The organism is Rickettsia honei RB (assembly GCF_000263055.1).
GTDB lineage: Bacteria > Pseudomonadota > Alphaproteobacteria > Rickettsiales > Rickettsiaceae > Rickettsia > Rickettsia rickettsii.
Genome location: NZ_AJTT01000004.1, coordinates 129,901 through 156,150 on the forward strand (window position 1 = coordinate 129,901; position 26,250 = coordinate 156,150).

The following is a 26,250-nucleotide window of genomic DNA, read 5'->3' on the forward strand; positions in this document are numbered from 1 at the left end:
AAATTGTTTTTTAATGATGAAAGCATTATAAAATTCTATATGTAGTTGTGCATCTCTTGTGATTTTAATTAAAAATTATTATATAATAAATAGTCTAGTTAAAAATATTTAACTTTATTAATTAAAATATATTATTTATATGAATATTGATAAATTTACTGCACATGCTAAATCAGTGATAGCTAGTAGCCAATCACTTGCTGCTAAAAATGATCATCAGCAAATATTATCTTTGCATTTATTATCTAGTCTTTTAAGTGAAGAAACAGGTATAATTCAAACCCTTATTAATAATACCGGCGGTAATATAAACTTATTAAAAGATCAAGTTCAGCTAGAACTAAATAAAATCCCAAAAGTTCAGGTTGAGGGAGGGGGACAAGTTTATTCTTCTGCTGAAGCTCTTAAAGTTTTAGAAAAAGCTAGTAGCATTGCTAAAGACAGTGGGGATAGCTTTGTAACCATAGAGCGTATATTTGAAGCATTAACTTATGATAATACTATAGCCGGTAAAATTTTAACGAATAATGGAATTAATAATAAAAAAATAGCAACAGCTATTTTACAGTTTCGTAAAGGCAAAAAAGCAGATACCGAATCGGCAGAAAATAGTTACGATGCTTTAAAGAAATACGGCAGAGACGTAACAGAGCTTGCAGAAAGCGGTAAGCTTGATCCGATCATCGGACGTGATGAAGAAATAAGAAGAACGGTGCAGGTACTATCACGACGTATGAAAAATAATCCTGTATTGATTGGAGAACCTGGAGTCGGTAAAACTGCTATAATAGAGGGGCTTGCACAACGAATATTTAGTAAGGACGTACCTGAATCGCTTATTAATTGCCGTATTATTGAGCTTGATATGGGAGCTTTAATAGCGGGAGCTAAATATCGAGGCGAATTTGAAGAGCGTCTTAAAGCAGTGCTTAGCGAAATCAAAGAATCAAGCGGTGAAATTATTTTATTTATTGATGAATTGCATCTATTAGTCGGTACGGGAAAAACCGACGGTGCTATGGATGCCTCAAATTTACTAAAGCCGATGCTTGCTCGTGGTGAACTGCATTGTATCGGTGCTACTACTCTAGATGAATATCGTAAATATATCGAGAAAGATGCGGCACTTGCTCGTCGTTTTCAGCCTGTTTACGTGAGTGAGCCGACGGTTGAGGATACTATATCAATACTTAGAGGAATTAAAGAAAAATATGAGCTGCATCATGCAGTGCGAATTTCCGATAGTGCAATAGTTGCAGCAGCGACGTTATCAAACCGTTATATTACCGATCGTTATTTACCTGATAAAGCTATTGATTTGATTGATGAAGCTTGTAGCCGTATGAAAATAGAGCTATCAAGTAAACCAGAAGAGCTTGATGAGCTGGACCGTCGTATTATTCAGATAAAAATAGAGCTTGCAGCACTTAAAAAAGAAAATGACGAGCATTCTAAAAAGAAAATAGAGCATTTAACTACAGCATTAGAAAAATTAGAGTCTAAATCCTATGATATGGGAGCTAAATGGCAAGCTGAAAAGTCTAAACTACAGCAAACACAAAAGCTCAAAGAAGAACTAGACCGTAGCCGAAACGAGCTTGAACGTGCCGAACGTGATGCTAATCTCGCTAAAGCTAGTGAGCTAAAATACGGAATTATACCTGAGATTATGAAAAAGATTCAGGAAGCCGAAAGTATGGATAATAAAGGGCTGTTAAAAGAAATTGTATCGGAAAGCGATATAGCAAGTATTATCTCTCGTATTACTGGTATTCCAATTGATACGATGCTATCAAGTGAACGTGAGCGTCTGCTTGTGATGGAGCAGAAATTACGAGAATCGGTAATAGGGCAGGATAAGGCAATTAAAGGTGTTAGTGATGCGGTAAGAAGATCACGTGCAGGGATTCAAGATATTAACCGCCCGCTTGGTTCGTTCTTATTCTTAGGACCGACCGGAGTCGGTAAAACCGAGCTTACCAAAGCCTTAGCTGGTTTTCTTTTTGATGACCGTAATGCAATACTTCGTATAGATATGTCGGAATACATGGAGAAGCACGCTATTTCTCGCCTGATAGGAGCTCCTCCCGGCTATATCGGATATGATCAAGGCGGAGTGTTGACGGAGGCAGTAAGACGCCGTCCTTATCAGGTAATATTATTTGATGAGGTTGAAAAAGCCCATCCCGACATATTTAATATTATGCTGCAAATACTTGATGAGGGAAGATTAACAGATAGTCAAGGTATAACGGTTGATTTTAAGAATACTATAATAGTTTTAACGTCTAATTTAGGTGCTGAGATACTCGTTAATCAGAAAGAGGACGAAGATACATATAAAGTAAAGGATGAGGTTATGGAATATGTAAAAGCAGTATTTAAACCTGAGTTTTTAAACAGACTAGACGAGATTATATTATTCCATCGCCTAAATCGTAATAATATTCATGATATAGTTAAGATACAGCTTGAAAGTTTAAAGAAAATTTTACTAGCACAAAATATTATTCTTGAATTTGATGAATCTGCATTAAATTATTTAGCCGAAAAAGGTTATGATCCAAGCTTTGGAGCAAGACCCTTAAAACGTCTTATCCAGCGGGAAATACAAAATAATTTAGCCAAAATGATTTTAGCAGGCGAAATAAGTAGCGGTAAAACGGTTAAAATAAATGCAAAGGATAAAGAATTGAAGGTAACAATGAGTTGATTAATTTTTTCCGAATAACGAATTATCGCATAATTCACTATTCTTGTTAAAGGCACTGTTTAATAATTATTGATTTTGTCATTGCGAGCTATTAAAAGATTTGTTGCATAGCTCAAAAAACGCGTTTGATATCATTCCTGCGGAAGCGGGAATGACACAAAACGAGCAATGCAACAAGACCACAACTAAAAGGAGTATGGTCGGTCATCTAGAAAAAGTAAAAAATTCTATAAATTAGTATTAATAATATTCAATTTCAGCTAATGTTATACTGTCAGTACCTGATAATTTATAATAATCACTACTAGTAGAGTTAGGAATTTGTAAGTCAAATAATAGTGCTTTTTCTTCTTTATACGGATCAACTAAGTAAGAATTTGTAATATCTGTAACTATTGGCGATAAATAGGTTGTTGTTTCAATAAGCTTATCAATAGCATTCTGTCCGTCTTTTAATATTTTATCGACCAGTTTTTTATCTTTATAAAAAGTATTTACGGCCCCTATTAAGGCTGTTGATATCTCATATATAATAACACCGTTTTTAATTATATTGGTTATATTAGAGTCTAATGTTGCTGTTTTAGAAAAAATTAAAGAAATAATAGTAGGATATTTATTAAATACATTAGGTAGTTTTAAAAAAGTATTTACGGCTGAATAGGCAGAATTGGTTGCTTCTGAAAAACAATTAAATGCTTTGTATATGTTTTCATAATTGCTATTGCTCATAAACTTACCTCTTTTTTATATACGTAATTGCCATGTTTCATGGTAATTACATATCATACTGCTAAATTAAGAAGTGTCAATATTAAAAAATTATATTTCTTCTTAGAGGATATCAGTAAATAAATTTTAATTACTAATATCCTCTAAACTCCACCTAGCTTTTGGACAGAAATTCAAAGGAGTAAATAACTTATTATTATAACGCTCAAGTCCTGCATATGCAATCATTGCAGCATTATCGGTGCATAAGTGGATAGGTGGATAAATAAGCCGATAACCATATGTTTTAGCACAGCTACTTAATATTTTTTGTAAATATTTATTAGCAGCGACACCGCCGGCAATAACTATATTCTTCTTATCAAAATTATTTGTTATTTGTTCATATGCTCTAATAGCATCTTGTACCTTACTACTTAGAATTTCTCCTATAGTAAATTGAAAACTTGCCGCTATATCATTGATTACAGTGTCATTAATTTCCTTTAAATTCATTATTAAAGTACGCACGGCAGTTTTAAGTCCTGAAAAGGACATATTGCAATTACCGCTGTTAATTATAGGTTTTGGAAATTTATATTTATGAGGATCGCCAAGTTTTGCTCTTTTCTCAATTTCAGGTCCTCCGGGAAAAGCTAAGTTTAGCATTTTGGCTACCTTGTCAAAGGCTTCGCCTACGGCATCATCTATAGTAGATCCTAGTATTTTATATTTTCCGAGACCTAAAACTGCTACAAATTGGCAATGTCCGCCCGAAGCTAACAAGAGTAAATAAGGATAAGGAATATTATCGGTTAGTCTTGCGGTTAAAGCATGACCTTCTAAATGATTAATTGCAATAAAGGGTTTTTTTAAAGCACTGCTTAGTGATCTTGCAAACATTGAGCCAACTATAACACCGCCGATTAAACCTGGACCGGAAGTTGCAGCAATTGTACTAATGTCCGTTAATTTAGTGTTGCTTTCTTTTAAAACATTTTTTAATGCTTTATCTAGATGCGATAAGTGAGAACGTGCAGCAATTTCAGGTACTACCCCTCCAAAAACTGCATGTTCTGTATTTTGTGAAATGATTATATTAGATAAGATTTCTCGATTTTCGGTGATTATAGAAACAGCTGTATCATCACAGCTTGATTCTATACCTAAAATTTTTATCATTCAAATTGAAACTAATTAGAGGCGTTGTTAAGTAAAAAATGATAGTTTGCGTCATTGTGAGAAGGTGTTGTCCACGTGGATACCGATGTCATTCCGCGTAGGCGGGTATGACATAACAGGATCCATGTGACAACACCAACACCTGCTTGCAACCACGATATCTATCTTTATTTAATAATGCCTAATTAGATACCTTTAAGGTATTTAATTGATTATACAGCTTATAAATAGATTGTTCGGCATCAATAATTTTTTTATTAACTATTTTTAATAGTTTTTCCGAAGATTTTTCTGTTATTTGCGTTGCAGCACTTACTTGCTCCGCTAAATTTTTAAGTGATTCTTGTATTTCTACAAAAGATTTTTTAAATTGTTCTTTGATAGTAATAGATGATTCTTCAAGTTCTTTAATTTTTAAGCATAGATTTTCTAATAAATGATCTATTTTAGTTTGCATTAAAGTCAATTTTTGCTTTTGTTTTTCACTAAGATAGCTTAAAGTTTCTTGCATTTTTGCCTGTATACGTACTTTTGTAGTACGTTCAAGTTCTGAAGCTAAACCGATTTTACTCATTAAAAATATTATCCATTTGTGAACGTCCAAATGATACCATTTTGCACCGTTACGATAATCTGAAGGAAAAGCATGATGGTAATTATGCCAATTTTCACCGAGTAAGAATAATGCCATCCACCAAATATCTCCGGCAGTGCCTTTGTAATATTTTTTACTACCGGCAAAGTGGCATAAAGAATTAACGCAGAAGGTTGCTTGCTGCTGTAGGAATCTACCGAGCCCCATAAATAAAAATCCTGCATATGCCGATTGCATAGTACCACCGACTAAGTAACCGATAAATAAAGGCACGACAATATTCATAAAAGCTGCTATTTGCCAATAATATTTTAGCTGCCATTTTAATAAATTGTTTTTCCCGTGCTTAGCCCAAGTAATGCGATCAATAGACTTATAGCTACCGCTTCCGACTAGCATCCATCCTATATGAGACCATATGAAGCCTAAAAATTTATTATCAAATTTTAAAGGAGTATGCGGATCTTGGTCTTGATCCGTATATCTATGATGTTTATAATGATTCGATGCCCAAGATAAAGCTGGTCCTTGTAATGTTCCTGCAGACAGCATAATTAAGACAAACTCGGCATATTTATTTATTTTATAGGCATTATGAGACCATAACCTATGCAAACCGATCCCAACGGTAATATTATTAATATAATAACTAGCAATTATAAAAATAACTTCAGTTAGCCCTATTCCATAATCAAACGAATATTTAACTACAAGAGATATAATAAAAATAGGATAAAATATTAAAGCAAATAAAGCGGGCTTATTTAGTTTACTTAACATAAAATTTACAGTTTTTAGTTATAAAATATATAAATCGGCAACGAATAAAATCTTAATTATATTATACATCAATATTAATAGATATTAACATACTTAATGCATAAATACAAAGGAAATTTTGACAATAAAATTCTAGTTATCCTTATTTAGACAATAACCGATAAACTAACGGTTGTAATAATTAAATTGTCTTTCCCTAAGACCTATCTAATCCTATTTATATGAAACATCTATGAGACGTTCATTAAAGGTCTCTTCACTTTCCCATAAATATTTTATTATTTCTTGACGCAACAATACTTCATTTGAAACCTGAAAAAAAAGTTGTAAAATTTTAAACTCAGTAGGACCTAGAGGAATATTCAGTCCGTCTTTGTATACTTTTTTAGTATTTAAATCAATATTTAGATTCTTAAATTTAATAATATTATCTTGTACAACTGACTTGAAACGTCTCAATAAGCTCTTTAAAGTACCTACTATTTGCTCAGATAAGAAGGGCTTATAAAAAAATAGCACGTTATCGTCTATTTCTGTTAGTTATTTATTGTTATTAAAGGATTTTTTTGTAATTCTGCACTAATAATCATGATAAAAAGCAGTTGACTAAAAAAATAAGTTAATGCTTTTTCTAGAGTTGAAGCCCTCATTATATTAAATCCTGCTCTCTCTTATATCATTACTTAAAGAAATATTAACACTTTTTTATTCTATAATTAAAACTTCAGGTAATAGCTTATCAAACACTGAATTAATCTTCATTAATATTTAGTAAATAATTAAAAATTTTTGTAATAATTTTCTAATTTATTAGGGTTTATAGCAAACTTTTTATAAAAAGAAACAAAGAAATAATAATTTTTTAAAGATAATACTTGAATTTAATAGTTTTAGTTGCTATAAATAGCTTTATTTTAAAGTTTGTTTGTTGGAGATTCTTATATATCATGAGCTTTTATGAATCAGTTTTTATTATACGTCAAGACGTATCATTAAACGATATAGATAAAATCGTTGATGATTTTGCTAAAATTATTAAAGATAATAATGGCACTATCATAAAAAAAGAATATTGGGGGTTAAGAACTTTAGCTTACAAAATCGGTAATAACAAAAAAGGACATTATTATTTTTTAGGTCTAGATATTACTGGTAATGTAAAAGAAGAGCTAGAAAGAAAAATGAAGCTTAACGAAAATATCATTAGATTTCTTACAATTCAAGCAGATTCAATTAGTAGTGAACCTTCACCGATATTAAAAAATCAAAGTACAGAAAATACTCCGGTAATTGACGTAACGATTAATAATTAAATTTGTAAGGATTAAGGTTAAAGAATGTTAAAAAGTAATAATGCTAGTGAAACAGCTGGTCGCAAGGTAGGAGATAAAACTGCTAAAAAAGTATTTTTTAGAAGACGTAAAGGATGCCCTCTTTCTGTGCCTAATGCACCTGTTATTGATTATAAAAACCCTGAGCTTTTAATAAAATTTGTCTCTGAAGGCGGTAGAATGTTACCAAGCAGGATCACAAATGTTTGTGCAAAGAAACAAAGAAAGCTAAATAATGCTATTAAAATTGCAAGAATTTTAGCGTTATTACCTTTTGTATTTCAAGCTAAATAAAGGCATAATACATGGAAATTATATTAATAAAACCCGTAAGAAAATTAGGTAAAATTGGCGACATACTCAAAGTAGCAGACGGGTTTGGTCGTAATTATCTTTTACCGCAAAAATTAGCTATTAGAGCTACTGAGCCTAATAAAGAGCTAATAGTTAAACAAAAACACGAATTTGAAGCAAAAGATAAGCAAATAAGAGAAGAAGTAGAAAAAATTAATGCTCTTATTAAAGATCAACAATTAGTTTTTATCCGTCAAACATCAAATGACGGTAAACTTTTCGGTTCGGTTACTAATAAAGAAATAGCCGATAAATTATCTGAAAATATATCTTATAATATTTCTCATTCAAATATTATTCTTGATAAACAAATTAAATCTACCGGAATTTATGCAGTTGAAATAAGACTCCATGCAGAGCTTAATGCTATAGTTACGGTTATTGTTGCAAGATCAGAATCAGAAGCACAAGATTATTTACGCGAACAAAAGACTGAAACTTCAGAAGATTTAGCTGAGTCAGCATAAATTTTTTTTATCATCTAATTGTGTAGTTTTTTGTTACCATTGCAAAAGCATAGCATTGTTGTATGGATTGAGAAACTTGCTCGATGTCATTCCCGCGTAGGCGGGCATCCAGCATAAAGCGAGATAAATCGAGCTTTTAATTTCAAGAATTTGCTGTATTTATACTTTTTTTCTGGATTCCTGCTTTCGCAGGAATGACATAAGAGCCATGCAACAACGTCCCGCCTACGCGGAAATGACATACTACTAAGTTTGACCACAATATCCAAACACTTTACAATACTAACATTTTTCAACCATGCTATATGAAAAATTTGAGTATAATATCAATAATCTAATAGGTAATTTTGGCTTATCTAAAATATCGATTGCAGTATCTGGTGGGAGCGATTCGTTAGCACTTCTTTATCTTGCTAATATTTGGGCAGAGAAAAATAATATAGAATTATTTGTTATATCGGTTGATCATAACTTACGGGAACAGTCGAAGCAAGAGACCCATTATATCCAAAATATCAGTAATAGTCTAAATCGCAAGCATTATAGTTTATCTTTTGACCATCAAAATAATTTTTCCAATTTACAAGAAAGAGCAAGAGAAGGACGCTATGATTTGATGACAAATCTATGTCTAGAACTCGATATATTAGTACTTTTAACTGCTCACCATGAAGATGATTACGTAGAAAATTTTTGTTTAAGATTAGAGCGTAATAGCGGTATATTTGGACTTAGTAGCAGTAATATCAATTGGTATAATAATATACACATAATTAGACCGCTATATAATATTCCAAAAAGTGAATTAGTAGAATATTTAGTCAGTCATAATATAAAATGGTTTGAAGATGAGTCAAATTCATCTGATAAATATAGACGAAATGTTATTAGGCAAAAATTAGCTAAAGGTGCAGATTATATTAGACATTTTTCCAAACCAGTTTATAGAGAGGAATTTAAAGGAGACACGGAACGCAGCACCGCAGCGTACACAAGCGTAGGTGAGGAGGCATTGTTGCGTGGACCGGTAAAACTCACTGTGTCATCCCGTGGCTTGACCACGGTAAAGACAATAAAAAGTACTAATAATTTTAGTATTTTTAACTGGATCCCGTGGTCAAGCCACGGGATGACAGAGGTAAAATTGATCCACGCAACAATGCCACGTGAGGATGCGAGTACCGGAACGGCGTCTAAATTATCTCTAGAAGCGAAGTGTGGAAAGATTTCTAAAGCCGCAATAATCTCACAACAACTTAAAACCAACAAACTTATAGAAAACGAGTTTAAGCCTGAATTAATATCGGCGATAGCTGAAGCGGTCAAGATTTTTGAATATGGCTTTGCCTTTCTTGATTTAGTTAAATTTGATAAGTTTTCAAATGAGGTGAAAGTACAAATAATTAATTTTTTACTGATAATAATTAGTGGACAATCTAGAACAGCTCGTTTTTATTCGGTAGAACCTATTTTGAAATTAATTACTCAAGACGTAAACTTTAAGAATACACTTCATGGCTGTATAATTAAGCGCATACAAAACGAGTTACTTATATACAGGGAATTTGGCAAAAAATTGCCTGAGAGTAAAATATTACTAGATAAATCAGTTATTTGGGATAATAGATTTTGTATCACAAAAAATCAAGAAACTCCAAATTGTTTTGTAACTCATCTATCGTTAAAAGATTATAAAATAATAAAGAAACAATTAGATTTAGAACCTTTGAAAAATCTATCCTGCAAAAACCACAATGCAGTTTTATTGACCTTACCTATCATTAAAATACTTGAAAAAGTTATAGCAATACCACATATATCATATTATGATAACGACATGTGGAACTTTGAAATATCTTTTTCTCCAAATTTTGTATCTCGTTTCACCCATTTTTGCTAACACCGGTATTTAAGAGGTTATCTGTAAATAAATTTTATAGTTAAAATTTATTTACAGACCTCTCTTATACCAATAAAAATTTTTATTAGGTTTTATATCGATGAATAATCAAGGTAGAAGTATTTTAGCTTGGGCAGCACTTTTTATTTTTGTAATATTACTTTTTAATGTGTTCCAATCTGACGGTTTACTTGGTGGAAGAAATAATATAACTTTCTCGGATTTTTTAACACGAGTTGATGAAAAGACCGTTAATTCGGTAAAAATTCAGGGTAGAGTAATTGAAGGCACTTCAAATGACGGCTCTACTTTTAATACTTATGCTCCTGATTATCCTGATTTAGTAAATCGTCTTACTAGCAATGACGTTAATATTGAAGTAGTGCCTCTTGAAACAAGAATGAATACCTTTTTAGGCTTTTTAATTTCTTGGTTTCCTATGCTTTTATTGATAGGTGTTTGGATTTTTTTCATGCGTCAAATGCATGGAGGTGGGAAAGCCATGGGGTTTGGAAAATCTAAAGCTAGGTTGCTATCAGATAAAGGACCAAAAATTACCTTTAAAGATGTAGCAGGTATCGATGAAGCAAAAGAAGAATTAACTGAAATAGTAGATTTTTTAAGGGATCCAAGCAAGTTCCAAAAGCTTGGTGGTAAAATACCGAAAGGCTGCTTACTTATAGGTCCTCCCGGAACCGGTAAGACACTTCTTGCTAAAGCAATTGCAGGTGAGGCTAATGTTCCGTTTTTTAGCATATCTGGCTCTGATTTTGTTGAAATGTTTGTAGGTGTCGGTGCAAGCCGTGTGCGTGACATGTTTGAACAGGGTAAACGTAATGCTCCTTGTATTATCTTTATCGATGAAATTGATGCGGTAGGTCGCCATAGAGGTATCGGTATGGGTGGCGGCAATGATGAACGTGAGCAAACCTTAAACCAAATGTTAGTCGAAATGGATGGATTTGAAGCAAACGAGGGAGTTGTGATCATTGCAGCTACAAACCGTCCTGACGTTCTTGATCGTGCATTACTGCGTCCCGGTAGGTTTGATCGTCAAATTGCCGTTGCAAACCCTGATATAAACGGTCGTGAGCAAATTCTAAAAGTACATTTAAAGAAAATTAAATATAATAGTACGGTACTAGCACGAATTATTGCTCGCGGTACCCCGGGCTTTTCCGGTGCTGAACTTGCTAACTTAGTTAATGAAGCTGCTCTTATTGCTGCAAGGCTTGGTAAGAAAGAAGTAGATATGCACGACATGGAAGAGGCAAAAGATAAGGTGCTGATGGGAGTTGCACGTCGCTCCATTGCAATGTCGGAGAAAGAAAAAAGGTTGACTGCATATCATGAAGGCGGACATGCATTAGTAGGACTTTATTGTCCTGCAGCATCACCTATTCATAAGGCTACGATTATACCGCGTGGTAATGCTCTTGGGATGGTGCAAAGACTTCCTGAAACTGATGAATATTCTCAGAATCGTGAACAGATGGAATCATCTATAGCAGTTTATATGGCAGGAAGAGTAGCGGAGGAAATTATTTTCGGTAGAAATAAAGTTACCTCAGGAGCTTCGTCGGATATAAAAGGTGCAACTAATATTGCAAGAGCGATGGTTACAAAAGCAGGTTTAAGTGATTTAATAGGACCGATATTTCACGGTTCAAGTGGTGATGATATGTATGGTAGACAACCTAATAATGAAACCTCGGAAGCTACTGCAGAGTTAATTGATGCTGAAGTTAAAAGAATTATTACGCAAGGATATGAATTTGCAAAAGATATTTTAACAAAACATATAGATCAACTTCATACCTTAGCAAATGCTTTAATTGAATATGAGACATTGTCCGGTCAGCAAATTAAAAATTTACTTAGTGGTAGAGCTTTAGATTCAGAAGAGGAGAATAAATTTCCTTTTAATGATTCATCTACTATAAAAATAGATAAAGAAAAATCACCTGAGAAAACAAAAACAACTAAAGCTAAAAAAGAAAATTACGCTTCCTAAGTTTAGTAGTATAATTTTATGTCTAAATTTATAGATTTATTTTGTGGTATCGGTGGTTTTAGAAAAGCCTTGGAAATAAAGGGTCTTGAATGTGTTTTTTCATAGACAAAGACGTACAAGAAGCATATAAAAGAAATTTCGGTGATAAGCCATACGGTGATATTACGGAAATATCAGAAACCAAAATCCCTAAACATGATATTTTATGTGCCGGTTTTCCTTGCTAATCTTTTAGTATTTCAGGTAAGAGGCTTGGTATAGGAGATGTAGACTTTTGTATGAAATAATCAGAATAGTACAATATCACAAACCCTATATATTATTGCTTGAGAATGTTAAAAATATTCTGAATATTAATAATGGCAGCGTAATTGAAACTAAAAAATTAGATGAGATTATAAAGTATATAGAAATGTGTTAAATGCTTCATTATTTGGAGTACCGCAAACAAAGAGAAAGAGTTTATTTTGTTTACGAAAAGATTTTAGCAGTGAATATACACTCAAATATGTAAAACCGGAAGAGTCTTATGAAATGATTTTTCTTAATGATATTTTAGAACAGGATGTTGATAAAAACGTATATATTAATAGAGATGATGTTATTTTAGATAAAATACCGGTTGAAAAGCAATTAAAGCCAATTAGGATTGGTCAAGTTAATAAAGGCATTCAAGGTGAAAGGATTTACAGCCCTTTCGGTCATTCACTTTATCAGCTTGTGGTGGCGGTGTCGGTGCTAGAACCGGTCTTTATTATATAAATGATAAGATAAGAAGACTAGCAATCAATGAATGTAAATATTTAATGGGTTTCCCTCAAGATCATTATGTTGCAGATGGATTAAAGGGTTATAGGCAATTCAGTAATTTCATAAATAATAGCAAATATATATGACTCAATAAAAAAAAGAGCAGTTTAATGGATAATGGAATATACTCGATCAACTTCAAAAATTGGCTAAGTCGTTCTACAAGTACTGCGGTACTCACGTATTAAGTATACGCTGCGTTCCTCGTCTTGTGAACTCCTGGCTCTTTTTGAAGTTGATCTTCGTATATGGATTGCTAACTATAAATATCGTCATTGTGAGTAGGCATTGTTGCGTGGACCAGTAAATGCTCTTGATGTCATTCCCGCAGAAGCGGCAATCCAGTAAAACCTACAAAAAACTTGTTTTTTTAGGTTTATTTTGTTAGTACTAAGACTATTTTTTCTGGATTCCCGCTTCTGCGGGAATGACATCGGTATCCACGTTGGCAATACCTTGTGAGTAACTGTAAGTAGCATGGCAACCTAGAGACATTAATGTCATCCACGTAACAGGTATGAAAGATTGTGAATTAGCTAATTATTTTGTATAGTTCTAAAAACAAATTTTAAGAGAGTACTTAAAATGGCAGAGTTAAGGTTACCGCCAAATTCAGTAGTAAAAAAAGGTAGAGAGCATAAAGAACAAGAGGAAATGCTTAAACCTAGAAAGATAAAAATTTATAGGTATGACCCTGATCTTGATAAGAATCCTACTATCGATAGTTTTGAGATAGATTTAAGCAAAACCGGACCGATGGTTTTAGATGCTTTAATTAAAATCAAAAACGAAATCGATTCTACTTTAACTTTTAGGCGTTCTTGTCGGGAAGGAATTTGCGGTAGTTGTGCAATGAATATTGACGGTACAAATACTTTAGCATGCATAAAACCAATAGAAGATATATCAGGCGATATCAAAATCTATCCGCTTCCTCATATGAAAGTAGTGAAAGATTTAGTACCTGATATGTCGCATTTTTATGCACAATACGAATCTATAGAACCTTGGCTCAAAACCGATAGCTCTACCCCTTCAAACTCTGAAAGGTTACAGTCGATTAAAGACCGAGAAAAGCTTGATGGTTTATATGAGTGTATATTATGTGCTTGCTGTTCTACTTCTTGTCCTAGCTATTGGTGGAACGGTGATAAATATTTGGGTCCTGCGATTTTACTACAAGCATATAGATGGATTGCCGATTCAAGGGATGATAATACCGGTGAACGTCTTGAAGCTTTAGAAGACCCATTTAAGCTTTACCGTTGTCATACGATTATGAACTGTACTAAGACCTGCCCGAAAGGCTTAAATCCTGCTAAAGCTATCGGTAAAATAAAAAGTTTAATTGCAGAACGTCACGGTGTGTGATTCTTAATTAATTATTTTTAAAAATGATAAAATAATGAAAAAAGCAATTATTTTCTGTTGATTGTAATAATACCATGACACACGGTGACATGAATTATTGTGTCGCTGCAGAATATAAGAAAGTTGATAAGAAACTAAATCAAATATACCAAGAAATATTAAAACATATTTCAGACAAACGAGAACAAGTTAATTTACTTAAAAAATCCCCAAATTTATGGATTAAGTACCGAGATGCTGATTGTGAATTTCGAAGTTTTGGGGTTTATGGCGGTTCCGTATATCCAATGATACTGCTTATGTGTCTTACATCTTACAGGAAAAACCGAAGAGCGTATAAAAAAGAATTTGAAGCCATGCTGAAATGTGAAGAAGGGGACTTAAGTTGTCCATTTATAATCAAGACTCAGAACCTAGGTTTTTTTGTGGACATTTCTAGTTGATTTGCTATTTTGAGGTATTTTGTAACGAAAATTAATAAGATTTTTGCGGAATAGTTAGTCATATTTCAAAAAAATCTTATAATTTGCAGCAACAAATAGCCAAAATTGAATCTTTTTAGAAATGTCCACAAAAAAACCTAAATTAATTCATAATTTGTAATACTTTAAATAATTCTCCCATTTGTTTCGGTGATATTAGTCTTTCTACCTGTCTTTCTATTATTTGTGCCTGCTCAGACATCTTGCCAAACTCTACTTCTAGAGCTAATTTATACGTCGATCCGATACTCGCATCCTCACGTACTAAAGTGTACGCTGCGGTGCTGCGTTTCGTGTCTCCTTTAAATTCCTCTCTATAAGCGAATTTGGCAAGATGTCTATCATTAAACTTGTCTTGCAATGTTTGTTTACGTAATAAGATTCCATTTTCTATTAAAAAATCTCGTTGCGATATTGTATCTATTACGTTTATTTTGCTGTTTTTAGCTACCGTCTTTAATGCATAAAAATCCACATGTGCCGATAAATCAGCTTCTCCAAGATGTTCAAGGATGGGGCAATATTTATGGTTTTTAACCGCTTGTAATGTTTGATTATATTGATATCTAGTTCTACCATTCGGAGCTATATCATAGCCGTAATCTATTATTAAGCCACTGCCGCTTAGTCTTTTTAGATGCTGCGCTATAAATTTTATAATTTCTATCGATTTATAAGATTCTTCAAGTACTGCCCCGTCTTTTGCTTCAATATGAGTACACAGAAGATATTCTTGTAATTGCTTATTAATGCTTATTTTATCGTATTTAATTCTTTCGTCTACCGGCTGCACTACAAATATTCTTTCATACCATAATTCCTTGACTTTAATATATTGCTTTATCGGTATAGCATCAAAGAATTCGTTAGCTATTATTATAGTAGGTTTTTTTGGTATATCTTCTACAAATGATTGATGACTAATCGGTAAATTAATATCTTGTAAATTAGCCTTTTGATAAGCAATAAAATTTTTATTAATTTCTATTAGTTCAATTGATAATGCTTTATAAAATTCCGGTACTAATTTTGCAGTACGTAGTAAATCACGCATTAATAGACCTCGACCAGGACCAAGCTCTACTAAACTAAGACTTTTTGGGCAGCCAATTCTTTGCCATTCTCTGATACACCATAAGCCGATAATTTCACCGAATAGCTGTGAAATTTCAGGAGCCGTAACAAAGTCACCTTCATTAGCTAATGATTTTACTTGCTTATAATAGGAAGTAGGATTTAAGTTTAATACCTCCTGCATGAGGACATCGCAAGTAATATAACCGTTTTGATCAATTAATTGTCTTATTTTGGATTCGATTGACATATTAAATAACTTCCTAAAAGTAACATAGGTACAGATAAAATTTGTCCCATAGTTAAGCTATCTAAAATAAACCCGATTTGTATGTCGGGTTCTCTAAATATTTCAATAGTGATTCGGAAAAGACCGTAAAATGTTAAAAATATTCCTGAGTTTAAACCGCACTTTTTAAAAGTTTTGTGCTTAAATGTTGCATATGCTAAGATACTAAATAATACTAAACCTTCAAAAAAAGCTTCATATAATTGACTAGGATGTCTTGGCATCAAATCGCTATTCGGAAAAATCATACCAAAAGAAGAATTTGTAATACGTCCGTATAGTTCGCCGTTAATAAAATTAGCGATTCTACCTAAAAATAATCCGATAGGTACTACAGGGGCTATTATATCCGTGAGACTTAAAAAATTAATTTTATATTTTCGGCAAAACAAATAAGCAGCAATAATCCCCCCTAAAGCTCCGCCATGGAAAGACATCCCGCCTTCATAAGTTTTTAAGATATCTATTGGATTTGAAAAATATCTAGAAGGGTTATATAATAAAACAAACCCTAGTCTGCCTCCGACTATTATGCCTATAACGGCATAAGTAATGAAATCTTCTAGATTTTTTTTGGTAATTTGAGGCTTAAATTTTTCTATAATTTTATTTGCATAGAACCAGCCTAGCAAAATTCCTATTACATATGAAAGAGAATACCAAGAGATAGCAAGTGGACCTATAGAGAAAATAATTGGATTGATATTAGGAAATGTCATAGATAAATAAGTTATTTAATTCATTTAACGTCTGAGTTACGGAAAATTACGTAAGTAATTGACTAGGCAATTCAGTTTTTTATTATTTTTATGGGTTGCCGCAGCTGCTTCGTGGCTTTGCAATGACAGTATCTATATTTGCTTAGCAATACCAAATTCTTTTGAGTGAAAATTATTGATAAAAATAAAATTCTTAGTAATAATAAAAAAGATTTATATTTATAATAATAATGATAGGTAAAATATGCAATATTTAATGGATCTATATCATACCTCAAGTACTGAGTTAGTATTATTGTTTGTTATGTTAGTATCTCTTATACCGGTGATATTTCTAATTAAAAGATTAATTTTTATTCCGGTAAAAAATTATTTAACTAGACATCATTATGATGATTATGAAAGGATAAAAAAATATCCTATATTTCGTTATTTATTACATACTTTATTAGCACTTTACTTTGTATGTTGGGGAAAGATTTTTCATCCTACTTCTTTTAAAGCACATGTATTACTGGGAATCAAAGATACTATAGTAATCTTATATACTGGTATATCTGTGACGATGTTATTATTAACGCTTATAGATGCTTTTGCAGATCTGTATCACAATAGAATCAAAGCCGTTACAAAAAATGCACCGCTTAGCTTATATTTTCAAATATTAAAAATTATTGTCATAGTTATTGCAGCAATGGTAACTATTTCATATATATTAAATATTTCGCTTAGTACATTCTTAACAAGCTTAGGTGCAGCCGCAGCTCTTTTAACATTTGTTTTCAAAGATACCGTTTTAGGATTACTTGCAAGCTTGCAACTAACTACTCAAGAAATTATTAATATTGGAGACTGGGTACGTATAGGCGCAATTGAAGGAACAGTTGAAAAAATTACTATTTCCGTAGTAACAATTAGGAATTTTGACCAATCTATTTCCACAGTTCCTACTTACAGCATTTTAAATTCTAACGTAACTAATTATAGAGGAATTAGTGAATCAGGAGCAAGAAGGGTAAAGAGAGTATTTAATATTAATATGGCAACTATTAACTTCTGTGATGCTACTATTTTAAAAGCACTAAAAAAATCTCCTTATATATCAAAGGATGTAATAGATAAAATCACTCTTGATAAAGAAGAGAAAGATTTAACCAACATTAAACTATTCAAATTATATATTCAGGAATATCTAAAAAATAATCCAGCAGTTTATACCGAAGGGTTTACTTTTCTAGTAAGACAGCTTGAACCTACGATTAATGGGTTGCCTATAGAAATATATATCTTTGTTAAAGAAGTAAATTTAGTAGGTTATGAAAATATACAGGACAATATTTCTGAACATTTCATTTCTATACTTCCTGAATTTAAATTAAAAATATTTCAGAATGTAGGAGTGGTATAATATAGAAGTAAAATGAAAAGTAGTAAAAATAAAAAAATAAATTAAATTTGTATCCAAGATGGAAGTTGTCTTTCAGCTTGGATATTCACTACTTTTGAAAGCAAAGAAGTATATATACTACTTGATTATTTGCTCTAAATGCTTTAAAAACTTAAAGCTTTAAAAATATTAAAATTTAAGACCTAGGAATGAATAATAATATAATTAATTTAATAGCCGCTATTATACTGTCTTTAAGTATAATTTTCGGTTGGCAGTATTTTGTTGTAAAACCTGAACAAAAAAAACAGCAACAGCAAATAGCAGTGCAGAAAACAGAAAATTTAAAGAAACAACAGTTAAAAGCTTTAGTCGAACCTGCAACTGGTATTGTTGTTCAAGAAGAAAGTCAAGTACAGCGTATTAAAATAGAATCTGAATCACTTACCGGTTCTATTTCATTAAAAGGACTTAGATTTGATGATTTAATATTAAAGAAATATAAACAAGATTTATCTAAAAATAGTCCTGAAGTGAGATTATTTTCACCGGCTAATACAGAAAATGCATATTTTGCTGAAGTTGGTTTAGTTAGTAATTTATCTAGTGTAAAACTTCCTAACAACGATACTATATGGAATAGTGATAGTGAAATATTAAGCCCTGAAAAACCTGTTCATTTATTTTGGGTTAATGAAGACGGAGTTAAATTTTTAGTTACTATTACTGTCGATGAAAACTATTTATTTACTATAGAGCAAACCATCGTTAATAATAGTGATAAAGAACTTCCTGTGCAATCTTACGGTTTAATAAATCGTAAATATATTGCCGTAGAGAAAGCGGTGAATATATTACATCAAGGACCTATCGGGTGTATAGACGAGAATCTTAAAGAATATTCTTATGATGATATTAAAGATAAGAAAAGTGAAAAATTTGCAGCAAGTAAGGTTGACTGGATAGGAATTACCGATAAATATTGGTTATCTTCCTTGATTCCGGATAAATCAAGTAATTACAGCTCGAATTTTAATTATGCTCTTAAGCAAGGGACTGAAAGATATCAGGTAGATTTTATTTCACCGGTACAAATAATAAAGCCCGGCGAAAATTTTTCAATTAAAAGCAGAATTTTTGCTGGAGCAAAAAAAGTAGACTTGCTTGATAAATATGAAAAGCAATATGATATTAAATTATTTGATAGAGCTATTGATTTCGGCTGGTTCTATATAATTACCAAACCGGTTTTCTACGCCATGAATTTTTTCTATGGCTATGTCGGTAATTTCGGTGTTAGTATATTAATTGTTACGGTTATAATTAAGCTATTAATGTTTACTTTAGCCAATAAGTCTTATCGTTCGATGAAAAAAATGAAAAATTTACAGCCGGAAATCGATAGGATAAAAAATTTATACAGTGATGATAAAGCACGTTTAAATCAAGAAATTATGGCTTTATATAAAAAAGAAAAAGTAAATCCGGTAGCTGGTTGTTTACCTATACTTGTTCAAATTCCGGTATTTTTCTCCATTTATAAAGTATTGTATGTAACTATTGAAATGCGGCAAGCACCGTTTTACGGCTGGATTAAAGACTTATCTGCACCTGACCCTACTACTATTTTTGATTTATTCGGCTTATTACCGTTCTCGCCGCCGTCATTTTTAATGATTGGAGCATGGCCTATTTTAATGGCTATTACTATGTTCTTACAGCAAAAAATGAGTCCTGAACCTGCGGATCCGATGCAAGCTCAAGTAATGAAATTTATGCCGCTAATTTTTTTATTTATGTTTAGTAGTTTTCCTGTGGGACTTTTAATATATTGGTCTTGGAATAATATTCTATCCATCATTCAACAATATTATATTAATAAATTTAATTAATTAATGAGAATAGATAAAAATTTACCTAATTATCTAACTATTGCTCGAATAATGGTAATTCCAGTTATTATACTGGTATTTTATATAAATAATTCACTTGCACGTACACTTGGGGCATTATTATTTGTTTTAGCTAGTATTACGGATTTTTTTGACGGTTATATTGCAAGAAAATATAATTTAGTTACAAGTTTCGGCAAGATGTTTGACCCTATAGCAGATAAGCTACTTGTAGGTTGTGTTATTATCATGCTACTAAAAAAAGATAATGTAGATGAGATACCTTGCTTATTAATTTTAGCACGAGAATTTTTAGTTAGCGGTCTTCGGGAATTTTTAGCTCTAGTAAAGGTTAGTGTGCCTGTATCGAGACTTGCTAAGGTAAAAACGTTTTTACAAATGTTTGCTTTATCGATATTGATACTAGGCTCAAAAGGTTCAGGAATTATTTATTTAGATATAGTAGGGGAAATAATTTTATGGATTGCCGCTTTTTTAACAATCATTACAGGTTATTCTTATTTTAAAGCCTGTAAGAAATATTTTTAAATAGGAGAATTTTATGATACATGTAAAATATATAATTTTAGGGTTTATTATGGTGTCTAGTTTAAATCTTTACGCTGCTAACAATTAATATAATTGCCAATAAGAAAGTTGTAAAGGTAGAAGTAAGTAATGAACATTTAAAAACATTAAATGAAGCTTCTACTCTTTGTAATTAGTTTTGTAGATTTTAGATTAATAGACGAAACAGATAAATTAATGAAGCAATTAGGATTAGAAGATAATTTTGATAAAGTATCACTACCCGGTGCATCGCTTGCTCTCATTAACGACAAATATACTTATTGGGGAAAAACAATAGAAGATACTATTGAGATTTTGCAAGAATTACATAACATAAAACAAATTGTTTTTCTTGATCATAGAGAATGTGGAGCTTATAAAATACTTATAGGTCAGGAACAGCTAAATACCAAGGAAAAAGAAACGGCAGCACATGCAGCAATTTTAAACAAGGCCCGTGATATAATAAAAGAAAAATTCCCCCAATTATAAAGTTTATACTTTTTTAATGGGTCTTGATGGTGTGGTAGAGCAGATTTATGAAATGCCTAGCTAAAAGCGGAGTTGTTGTATGGATAGGTTTATCCGTCATTGCGAGGACATTGCGTAGCAATTGACGAAGCAATCTTAGGAGTTTGTTATTATTTCATGAGATTGCCGCCACAGCCTACGGCTGTTCGCAATGACGATTTTTGACCCGCACAATAACGGCTAAGAACAGTAATTTATTTTGTATCTTTGCTCTTATTATCATTAGAATCAGCAGTATTATTTTTTTGGTCGTTTTCTACCGCTAGCTTAGAGATAGATAGTTTTTGTTTATATTTTTGTTGCTCTGCTAAAAAATTTTGAGCCTCTTTGGAAAGCCTGTTATATAGTTCACGTTTCTTCTTATTAATCTTGACTATTGCTACTCTATATTTTTGTATTTCCTCCCGTACTTCCGGTTTTATAGTACCGGCGTAAGCAGAAAAATCATCTATAATTTTTTGTGTTGTAACATCGTTAGTTTTTGCTGCATCTTTTTTTGAGCCGTCAGAAGTTGTACTATTGGCAAAGCAGCTTGTACTAAGTAAAATAGCTATTCCAAATATTATTTTTTTTATCATATAAACCTTAAGCCTTATTCTTGATAAGTAGACCATTTTTAAGTCTAATAGTCAATAGACTTCTTTTGGAACTCTACTTCTAGGGATAATTTGTACGTCAATCCGGTACTCGCATCCTCACGTACTTTTTTATACGCTGCGGTGCTGTGTTCCGTGTTTCCTCCAAATTCCTTCCTATAAGCGAGTTCGAAAAGAAGTCTAATATATAATAGAAATTATATGTATTTTCTATTTGTATGTTATTGTTTGGTGAGTATAAATATACTAATAGTTGGGACAAATATACAATATTATAATAATAACGCTCAAGAGTTTTATAGCAGCACAATCAATGCAGATTTGTCTGATAACTGTAAAGCATTTAATAGCTATTTACCTGAACAAGCTCATATTTTAGATGCAGGTTGCGAAGTTGGTCGTGATACATTTTTAAGTCAAAGATATCAAGTTACTGCTTTTGACGGTTCAACCGAAATGGTTAAATGAGCTACAAAAGCAACCGGAATAGATGTACTGCACTCCACTTTTCAAGATATCGATTTTAAGGAGTCGTTTGATGGTGTTTGGGCTCAAGCAACTCTCCTTTATGTACCTTATAATGAAAAAAATTCATGCTGCATTAAAGCCGGAAGGCATTTTTTATGTTTCTTACGGATACGGTTCAGATATTATACAACGTGATGATCGCGATTTTTACAATATGCATGAAGATACAATAAAACCTTATTTTAACAGGCTTTTTGAAATAGTTAAAATATGGACGGAAAAGAGTAAGAGATTCTCTCCAAGTAAAGAGACATTATGGTTAAATTTTATTGTTAAAAAAAGTACAACAATATGATTAGATTAGTTTACTTATTTCTTGCTTTAATAAGCAGTTTTAAAATATACGCAAAGGAATATAAAGGCTTAACATATAATCGTTATGAAAAAGATAAGCATGTGATTCATGTCTTAACTATTGATCCTAAGAATTTTGGGTTAAAACTAGTTAAAGCTCATAATCAGGTTATAAGGCAGAGAAACAGTAAACGTTATGGCACACCGCACTAATGCAGCTGCTGCTATTAATGTCGGATTCTTTGAAATCGCTGGTAGTGATGACGGCAGATCAAGTCTTACTTTAATGATAGACAGCAAGCTATTTAGCCTTAGAAAACAACTACAAAGTTTGTTAATTATAGATCAGGGCAATATTCAAATTACCAAGGCTAGTGCAAAAATTTTAGTAGCAATAGGCGATAAATCTGTTATTCCAAATCAAGTTCATTATTTTTCAAACCTAAAAGATATTACTTTCTATAATGATGTTTGGGCATCTACCACATTAATGTCGTATACTAACAAAGAAATTTTGATTGATAAGAATAGGTCTAATTTTATTGTTACGGTAAGCATGGTGATAATCAAATCCCACAGAAAGGCTTTATATTGTCCTTTCCACAAGCAACAAGTTTGCCGGTATAAATATAAATGATTCTGTAAAATTAATTTTGGAATTTATCGATAAAGACGGTAAGCTTATAAATTTAAGTAATACTGCTTCAATAGTAACCGGTATTCCCTTATTGGTTCAAAACGGTAAAAATGTTGTAGATAATCCAAAGCAAGATGATCCGGCTCATGCTCGTACTGCTTTAGGAGTGTGTAATGACGGCACTATAGTTATAGTTGTAGTCGAGCATATTTATAAGCAACATGTAAAAGACCTTAAGCTTGTGCAAGTAAGATCAATATTACGGAAAGAGAAAGAAATAAATGTTGATAAATTAATAATCCCTGAAGCTTTAAAAATTTTAGAAAAACACCTTATTAATTATACTGTGATAGGATTAACTAAAACAGAACTTGCAGATTATATGTTAACTTGGATATGAATCGGCAATCAATTTAGACGGTGGTGGTTCTTCTACATTATTCATGGGCGGAAAAATTATAAATAATGTAACAGGTGATGAAGATGAAGCTTTAGGCGAACATCGCGTGCGTCCCGTATCCGATTCAATAGTATTATACCAAATAATATAAAGTAAATTTTCGCGAGAATGACATACTCAAATTTTAGCTAGAATGATATTTGAGATTTGGAGAACTCTAAGATTTTATATTTTCCTGCTCTATTGCTTTTTTACGCATTTCTAAATATTCTTCTTTAGTCATTATTTTTTTGGGAGCTACATAATCTAAAAATACTTTTCCGTTTAGATGATCGATTTCATGCTGGATAACTCTTGCTAAAAATCCTTCTGCGATACCTTGAATTTGATTGCCATTTATATCATATGCGTGATAATGAATTTTCTTGAATCTTGCTACCGGTCCTGTAGCATTTTCAACAGAAAAGCATCCCTCGTAATCTTCATGTTTATCAATACCTATCGGTTTATATGAGGGGTTAATCCAAATAGTTTTAGGCATTGTATCCTTAAGGTCAGGATGCCATTTTTTTAACTCTGCATCTTCATGTACTGCAAATATTATTATACATTTTGATATGCCTATTTGCGGTGCAGCAAGTCCTGCACAATTTTCTTCTTGATCATATTTCTTTTCTAAAATAGATATATCACGTAAATCTTCTGAAGATAACGGAAAGTTTAAAGTTTTTGCCTTTATTCTAATAGTTTTATCCTCTGAACTATTTAAGGTTTGAATGTTCAAAGTTACATATTGCGGTAATGAAATATTGTTTTCATTTTTCATATTACTTTTACAACCTGTTATAAAAATTATAGCAGTTAATAATAGAGCTGTTTTTAATTTGGACATATATTTTATTATAATAATTTATAAATAGAAAATTATAGATAGAAACTAAAATCAAGTAAATAAATTGTCATATTTTTTTACACATCCTATAGTTAATAATTTTATTTAATTTCTTTTGAGAAAAATCAATAGGTTTGACTTTTCTAACATGTTCTAGTATAATATTTATCTTCAAAATAAATAGAAAAATTTAATTTATGAATACTCCTAAAAATGACAATTATCTTTCGGAACTAAGCAAGGTAATTTGGCCTATAGAAAGATATGAAAATAAGAAGTTTCTTCCTATGGCGTTTATGATGTTCTGTATTTTATTAAACTACTCAACGCTTCGTTCAATTAAAGACGGGTTTGTAGTAACAGATATAGGAGCAGAAGCAATAAGTTTCTTAAAAACATATATAGTACTACCTTCTGCCATAATCGCTATGGTAATTTATGTTAAGCTCTGCGATATTTTAAAGCAAGAAAACGTGTTTTATGTTATTACTTCATTTTTCTTAGGGTATTTTGCATTATTTGCGTTTGTTCTTTACCCTTACCCTGATTTAGTTCATCCTGATCCTGAAACCATAGAATCTTGGAGTGTAGCTTATCCTAATTTCAAATGGTTTATAAGAATAGTTGGGAAATGGAGTTTTGCATCTTTTTATACTATGGCAGAGCTTTGGGGAACAATGATGCTTAGTTTATTATTTTGGCAATTTGCTAACCAAATTACTAAAACCGATGAAGCTAAACGTTTTTACTCAATGTTTGGTTTACTTGCTAATTTAGCATTGCCTGTAACATCCGTAATTATTGGATATTGCTTGCATGAAAAAACTCAAATAGTTGCAGAACATCTAAAATTTGTGCCTTTATTTGTTATAATGATAACAAGTAGCTTTTTGGTAATATTAACATATAGATGGATGAATAAAAACGTTCTAACCGATCCTAGACTTTATGATCCGGCATTAGTAAAAGAAAAGAAAGCTAAAGCTAAAATGTCATTAATAGACAGTTTTAAAATGATCTTTACTTCTAAGTATGTAGGTTATATTGCATTGTTACTTATTGCTTACGGTGTTTCAGTAAATTTAGTTGAAGGTGTTTGGAAATCCAAAGTAAAAGAATTATATCCGACGAAAGAGGCTTACACTATATATATGGGGAAGTTCCAATTTTATCAGGGTTGGGTTGCAATTGCTTTCATGCTTATAGGTAGTAATATTTTAAGAAAAGTATCATGGCTAACTGCAGCTATGATAACTCCATTAATGATGTTAATTACCGGTGCAGCGTTTTTTGTATTTATCTTTTTTGATAGTGTTATTGCTATGCATTTAACAGGTATTCTTGCTTCAGGTCCTTTAGCACTTGCTGTTATGATCGGTATGATTCAAAATGTTTTAAGTAAAGGTGTAAAATATTCTTTATTTGATGCCACTAAAAACATGGCGTATATTCCGCTTGATAAGGATTTACGAGTAAAAGGGCAAGCTGCTGTTGAAGTTATCGGAGGAAGATTTGGTAAATCAGGCGGTGCTATTATTCAATCTACATTCTTTATTTTATTTCCTGCATTTGGTTTTGTAGAGGCAACTCCTTATTTTGCTTCTATATTCTTTGTAATAGTAATATTATGGATATATGCTGTTAAAGGTTTAAATAAAGAGTATAAAGTTTTGGTAAATAAAACCGAAAATAGAATTTGTTAAAATTTAATATTATAAAAAAACAAGCTTC

At 31.8% G+C, this 26,250-nt stretch carries 26 protein-coding genes and 3 pseudogenes; 21 read left to right on the forward strand and 8 right to left on the reverse strand.

What is annotated here, in order from left to right; translation table 11 throughout:
- Nucleotides 1-139: 139 nt before the first annotated feature.
- Complete coding sequence (clpB, locus tag WSW_RS0105265) at nucleotides 140-2,713, forward strand: ATP-dependent chaperone ClpB (protein WP_016917345.1); 2,574 nt, start codon at nucleotides 140-142, stop codon at nucleotides 2,711-2,713.
- A gap of 240 nt (nucleotides 2,714-2,953) precedes the next feature.
- On the opposite strand, the gene WSW_RS0105270 is transcribed toward clpB, so the two are convergent.
- From WSW_RS0105270 to WSW_RS0105285, 4 genes are all read right to left on the reverse strand, one after another.
- Nucleotides 2,954-3,445 (reverse strand): DUF5424 family protein, encoded by a 492-nt coding sequence (locus tag WSW_RS0105270; protein ID WP_016917346.1) that lies wholly within the window; start codon nucleotides 3,443-3,445, stop codon nucleotides 2,954-2,956.
- A 126-nt stretch (nucleotides 3,446-3,571) separates the two neighbouring features.
- Nucleotides 3,572-4,606, reverse strand: coding sequence for a tRNA (adenosine(37)-N6)-threonylcarbamoyltransferase complex transferase subunit TsaD (gene tsaD, locus WSW_RS0105275; RefSeq protein ID WP_014273120.1), 1,035 nt, complete (start codon nucleotides 4,604-4,606; stop codon nucleotides 3,572-3,574).
- Nucleotides 4,607-4,787: 181 nt separating this feature from the next.
- Nucleotides 4,788-5,981: a fatty acid desaturase gene (locus tag WSW_RS0105280; RefSeq protein ID WP_016917347.1), complete on the reverse strand. Its 1,194-nt coding sequence runs from the start codon at nucleotides 5,979-5,981 to the stop codon at nucleotides 4,788-4,790.
- Nucleotides 5,982-6,194: 213 nt separating this feature from the next.
- Nucleotides 6,195-6,500: a winged helix-turn-helix domain-containing protein gene (locus WSW_RS0105285; protein ID WP_016917348.1), complete on the reverse strand. Its 306-nt coding sequence runs from the start codon at nucleotides 6,498-6,500 to the stop codon at nucleotides 6,195-6,197.
- Nucleotides 6,501-6,928: 428 nt separating this feature from the next.
- On the opposite strand from WSW_RS0105285, the gene rpsF reads away from it, so the two are divergent.
- The 9 genes and pseudogenes from rpsF to WSW_RS0105335 all read left to right on the forward strand — a co-directional run bounded on the left by rpsF (nucleotide 6,929) and on the right by WSW_RS0105335 (nucleotide 14,671).
- Nucleotides 6,929-7,294, forward strand: a complete 366-nt coding sequence (gene rpsF, locus WSW_RS0105295; protein WP_010976750.1) for a 30S ribosomal protein S6 — start codon at nucleotides 6,929-6,931, stop codon at nucleotides 7,292-7,294.
- Between the two features lie 24 nt (nucleotides 7,295-7,318).
- Complete coding sequence (rpsR, locus tag WSW_RS0105300) at nucleotides 7,319-7,606, forward strand: 30S ribosomal protein S18 (protein ID WP_016917350.1); 288 nt, start codon at nucleotides 7,319-7,321, stop codon at nucleotides 7,604-7,606.
- Between the two features lie 11 nt (nucleotides 7,607-7,617).
- Complete coding sequence (gene rplI / locus WSW_RS0105305; RefSeq protein ID WP_016917351.1) at nucleotides 7,618-8,133, forward strand: 50S ribosomal protein L9; 516 nt, start codon at nucleotides 7,618-7,620, stop codon at nucleotides 8,131-8,133.
- Nucleotides 8,134-8,431: 298 nt separating this feature from the next.
- A complete protein-coding gene (gene tilS / locus WSW_RS0105310; RefSeq protein WP_016917352.1) occupies nucleotides 8,432-10,033 on the forward strand; it encodes a tRNA lysidine(34) synthetase TilS in 1,602 nt (533 codons plus the stop codon).
- Between the two features lie 100 nt (nucleotides 10,034-10,133).
- Complete coding sequence (gene ftsH, locus WSW_RS0105315; RefSeq protein WP_016917353.1) at nucleotides 10,134-12,047, forward strand: ATP-dependent zinc metalloprotease FtsH; 1,914 nt, start codon at nucleotides 10,134-10,136, stop codon at nucleotides 12,045-12,047.
- Between the two features lie 18 nt (nucleotides 12,048-12,065).
- A pseudogene (locus WSW_RS1000000113640) lies at nucleotides 12,066-12,211 on the forward strand (DNA cytosine methyltransferase); the annotation flags it as partial.
- A 158-nt stretch (nucleotides 12,212-12,369) separates the two neighbouring features.
- Nucleotides 12,370-12,809 (forward strand): annotated as a pseudogene (locus WSW_RS1000000109560) (DNA cytosine methyltransferase).
- Between the two features lie 633 nt (nucleotides 12,810-13,442).
- Nucleotides 13,443-14,228, forward strand: coding sequence for a succinate dehydrogenase iron-sulfur subunit (locus WSW_RS0105330; RefSeq protein WP_016917355.1), 786 nt, complete (start codon nucleotides 13,443-13,445; stop codon nucleotides 14,226-14,228).
- A gap of 74 nt (nucleotides 14,229-14,302) precedes the next feature.
- Nucleotides 14,303-14,671 (forward strand): lysozyme inhibitor LprI family protein, encoded by a 369-nt coding sequence (locus WSW_RS0105335; protein WP_016917356.1) that lies wholly within the window; start codon nucleotides 14,303-14,305, stop codon nucleotides 14,669-14,671.
- Between the two features lie 142 nt (nucleotides 14,672-14,813).
- Here WSW_RS0105335 and WSW_RS0105340 read toward each other — a convergent pair whose 3' ends face one another.
- Both WSW_RS0105340 and lgt read right to left on the reverse strand, forming a co-directional pair.
- Entirely contained in the window at nucleotides 14,814-16,034 is a 1,221-nt protein-coding gene (locus WSW_RS0105340; protein WP_016917357.1) for a class I SAM-dependent methyltransferase, read from the reverse strand.
- Nucleotides 16,013-16,792: a prolipoprotein diacylglyceryl transferase gene (gene lgt / locus WSW_RS0105345; RefSeq protein ID WP_016917358.1), complete on the reverse strand. Its 780-nt coding sequence runs from the start codon at nucleotides 16,790-16,792 to the stop codon at nucleotides 16,013-16,015. Before lgt ends, WSW_RS0105340 begins: the two co-directional genes overlap by 22 nt.
- Nucleotides 16,793-17,036: 244 nt before the next feature.
- Here lgt and WSW_RS0105350 point away from each other — a divergent pair, with 244 nt between their 5' ends.
- From WSW_RS0105350 to WSW_RS1000000109565, 4 genes and pseudogenes are all read left to right on the forward strand, one after another.
- A complete protein-coding gene (locus WSW_RS0105350) occupies nucleotides 17,037-18,200 on the forward strand; it encodes a mechanosensitive ion channel family protein (protein ID WP_014273128.1) in 1,164 nt (387 codons plus the stop codon).
- Between the two features lie 188 nt (nucleotides 18,201-18,388).
- Nucleotides 18,389-20,071, forward strand: a complete 1,683-nt coding sequence (gene yidC, locus WSW_RS0105355) for a membrane protein insertase YidC (RefSeq protein ID WP_016917359.1) — start codon at nucleotides 18,389-18,391, stop codon at nucleotides 20,069-20,071.
- 3 nt (nucleotides 20,072-20,074) lie between these two features.
- Nucleotides 20,075-20,620 (forward strand): CDP-diacylglycerol--glycerol-3-phosphate 3-phosphatidyltransferase, encoded by a 546-nt coding sequence (gene pgsA, locus WSW_RS0105360; protein WP_010976760.1) that lies wholly within the window; start codon nucleotides 20,075-20,077, stop codon nucleotides 20,618-20,620.
- Between the two features lie 13 nt (nucleotides 20,621-20,633).
- Nucleotides 20,634-21,197 (forward strand): annotated as a pseudogene (locus WSW_RS1000000109565) (carbonic anhydrase).
- A gap of 169 nt (nucleotides 21,198-21,366) precedes the next feature.
- Here the strand turns inward: WSW_RS1000000109565 and WSW_RS0105370 are convergent.
- The gene (locus WSW_RS0105370) at nucleotides 21,367-21,750 is read right to left on the reverse strand and encodes a hypothetical protein (protein ID WP_016917361.1); all 384 of its coding nucleotides are present in this window, start codon (nucleotides 21,748-21,750) and stop codon (nucleotides 21,367-21,369) included.
- Nucleotides 21,751-21,969: 219 nt separating this feature from the next.
- Between WSW_RS0105370 and WSW_RS0105375 the strand changes: the two genes are divergently transcribed.
- The 6 genes from WSW_RS0105375 (at nucleotide 21,970) to WSW_RS1000000113650 (ending at nucleotide 23,778) form a co-directional block, all read left to right on the forward strand.
- Complete coding sequence (locus WSW_RS0105375; RefSeq protein WP_032850253.1) at nucleotides 21,970-22,236, forward strand: methyltransferase domain-containing protein; 267 nt, start codon at nucleotides 21,970-21,972, stop codon at nucleotides 22,234-22,236.
- A 112-nt stretch (nucleotides 22,237-22,348) separates the two neighbouring features.
- On the forward strand, nucleotides 22,349-22,591 hold the full coding sequence (locus WSW_RS1000000113190; RefSeq protein WP_238528522.1) for a hypothetical protein: 243 nt from the start codon (nucleotides 22,349-22,351) through the stop codon (nucleotides 22,589-22,591).
- Nucleotides 22,588-22,803: a hypothetical protein gene (locus WSW_RS01000000108505; protein ID WP_016917362.1), complete on the forward strand. Its 216-nt coding sequence runs from the start codon at nucleotides 22,588-22,590 to the stop codon at nucleotides 22,801-22,803. Before WSW_RS1000000113190 ends, WSW_RS01000000108505 begins: the two co-directional genes overlap by 4 nt.
- A complete protein-coding gene (locus tag WSW_RS1000000113195) occupies nucleotides 22,787-23,227 on the forward strand; it encodes a hypothetical protein (RefSeq protein WP_016917363.1) in 441 nt (146 codons plus the stop codon). The genes WSW_RS01000000108505 and WSW_RS1000000113195 overlap by 17 nt, the downstream gene beginning before the upstream one ends.
- A gap of 16 nt (nucleotides 23,228-23,243) precedes the next feature.
- Nucleotides 23,244-23,627, forward strand: coding sequence for a phosphodiester glycosidase family protein (locus WSW_RS1000000113200; protein ID WP_016917364.1), 384 nt, complete (start codon nucleotides 23,244-23,246; stop codon nucleotides 23,625-23,627).
- A gap of 43 nt (nucleotides 23,628-23,670) precedes the next feature.
- Complete coding sequence (locus tag WSW_RS1000000113650; RefSeq protein WP_014419687.1) at nucleotides 23,671-23,778, forward strand: hypothetical protein; 108 nt, start codon at nucleotides 23,671-23,673, stop codon at nucleotides 23,776-23,778.
- A 66-nt stretch (nucleotides 23,779-23,844) separates the two neighbouring features.
- Here the strand turns inward: WSW_RS1000000113650 and WSW_RS0105400 are convergent, their stop codons facing one another.
- A complete protein-coding gene (locus tag WSW_RS0105400) occupies nucleotides 23,845-24,519 on the reverse strand; it encodes a peptide deformylase (protein WP_016917365.1) in 675 nt (224 codons plus the stop codon).
- 197 nt (nucleotides 24,520-24,716) lie between these two features.
- On the opposite strand from WSW_RS0105400, the gene tlc1 reads away from it, so the two are divergent.
- On the forward strand, nucleotides 24,717-26,222 hold the full coding sequence (tlc1, locus tag WSW_RS0105405) for an ATP/ADP exchange transporter Tlc1 (protein WP_016917366.1): 1,506 nt from the start codon (nucleotides 24,717-24,719) through the stop codon (nucleotides 26,220-26,222).
- Nucleotides 26,223-26,250: the final 28 nt, after the last annotated feature.

Bases quoted from the DNA above. Each gene is read 5' to 3' on its own strand.
- clpB (WP_016917345.1), top strand. From the start codon at position 140: ATGAATATTGATAAATTTACTGCACATGCTAAATCAGTGATAGCTAGT.
- WSW_RS0105350 (WP_014273128.1), top strand. From the start codon at position 17,037: ATGCAATATTTAATGGATCTATATCATACCTCAAGTACTGAGTTAGTA.
- rpsR (WP_016917350.1), top strand. From the start codon at position 7,319: ATGTTAAAAAGTAATAATGCTAGTGAAACAGCTGGTCGCAAGGTAGGA.
- WSW_RS1000000113190 (WP_238528522.1), top strand. From the start codon at position 22,349: ATGAAAAAAATTCATGCTGCATTAAAGCCGGAAGGCATTTTTTATGTT.
- tilS (WP_016917352.1), top strand. From the start codon at position 8,432: ATGCTATATGAAAAATTTGAGTATAATATCAATAATCTAATAGGTAAT.
- WSW_RS1000000113195 (WP_016917363.1), top strand. From the start codon at position 22,787: ATGGCACACCGCACTAATGCAGCTGCTGCTATTAATGTCGGATTCTTT.
- WSW_RS0105330 (WP_016917355.1), top strand. From the start codon at position 13,443: ATGGCAGAGTTAAGGTTACCGCCAAATTCAGTAGTAAAAAAAGGTAGA.
- WSW_RS0105400 (WP_016917365.1), bottom strand. From the start codon at position 24,519: ATGTCCAAATTAAAAACAGCTCTATTATTAACTGCTATAATTTTTATA.
- WSW_RS0105340 (WP_016917357.1), bottom strand. From the start codon at position 16,034: ATGTCAATCGAATCCAAAATAAGACAATTAATTGATCAAAACGGTTAT.
- rpsF (WP_010976750.1), top strand. From the start codon at position 6,929: ATGAGCTTTTATGAATCAGTTTTTATTATACGTCAAGACGTATCATTA.
- WSW_RS1000000113650 (WP_014419687.1), top strand. From the start codon at position 23,671: ATGGGCGGAAAAATTATAAATAATGTAACAGGTGATGAAGATGAAGCT.
- lgt (WP_016917358.1), bottom strand. From the start codon at position 16,792: ATGACATTTCCTAATATCAATCCAATTATTTTCTCTATAGGTCCACTT.
- WSW_RS0105335 (WP_016917356.1), top strand. From the start codon at position 14,303: ATGACACACGGTGACATGAATTATTGTGTCGCTGCAGAATATAAGAAA.
- ftsH (WP_016917353.1), top strand. From the start codon at position 10,134: ATGAATAATCAAGGTAGAAGTATTTTAGCTTGGGCAGCACTTTTTATT.
- tlc1 (WP_016917366.1), top strand. From the start codon at position 24,717: ATGAATACTCCTAAAAATGACAATTATCTTTCGGAACTAAGCAAGGTA.
- pgsA (WP_010976760.1), top strand. From the start codon at position 20,075: ATGAGAATAGATAAAAATTTACCTAATTATCTAACTATTGCTCGAATA.
- tsaD (WP_014273120.1), bottom strand. From the start codon at position 4,606: ATGATAAAAATTTTAGGTATAGAATCAAGCTGTGATGATACAGCTGTT.
- WSW_RS0105270 (WP_016917346.1), bottom strand. From the start codon at position 3,445: ATGAGCAATAGCAATTATGAAAACATATACAAAGCATTTAATTGTTTT.
- yidC (WP_016917359.1), top strand. From the start codon at position 18,389: ATGAATAATAATATAATTAATTTAATAGCCGCTATTATACTGTCTTTA.
- WSW_RS0105370 (WP_016917361.1), bottom strand. From the start codon at position 21,750: ATGATAAAAAAAATAATATTTGGAATAGCTATTTTACTTAGTACAAGC.
- rplI (WP_016917351.1), top strand. From the start codon at position 7,618: ATGGAAATTATATTAATAAAACCCGTAAGAAAATTAGGTAAAATTGGC.
- WSW_RS01000000108505 (WP_016917362.1), top strand. From the start codon at position 22,588: ATGATTAGATTAGTTTACTTATTTCTTGCTTTAATAAGCAGTTTTAAA.
- WSW_RS0105280 (WP_016917347.1), bottom strand. From the start codon at position 5,981: ATGTTAAGTAAACTAAATAAGCCCGCTTTATTTGCTTTAATATTTTAT.
- WSW_RS0105375 (WP_032850253.1), top strand. From the start codon at position 21,970: ATGTATTTTCTATTTGTATGTTATTGTTTGGTGAGTATAAATATACTA.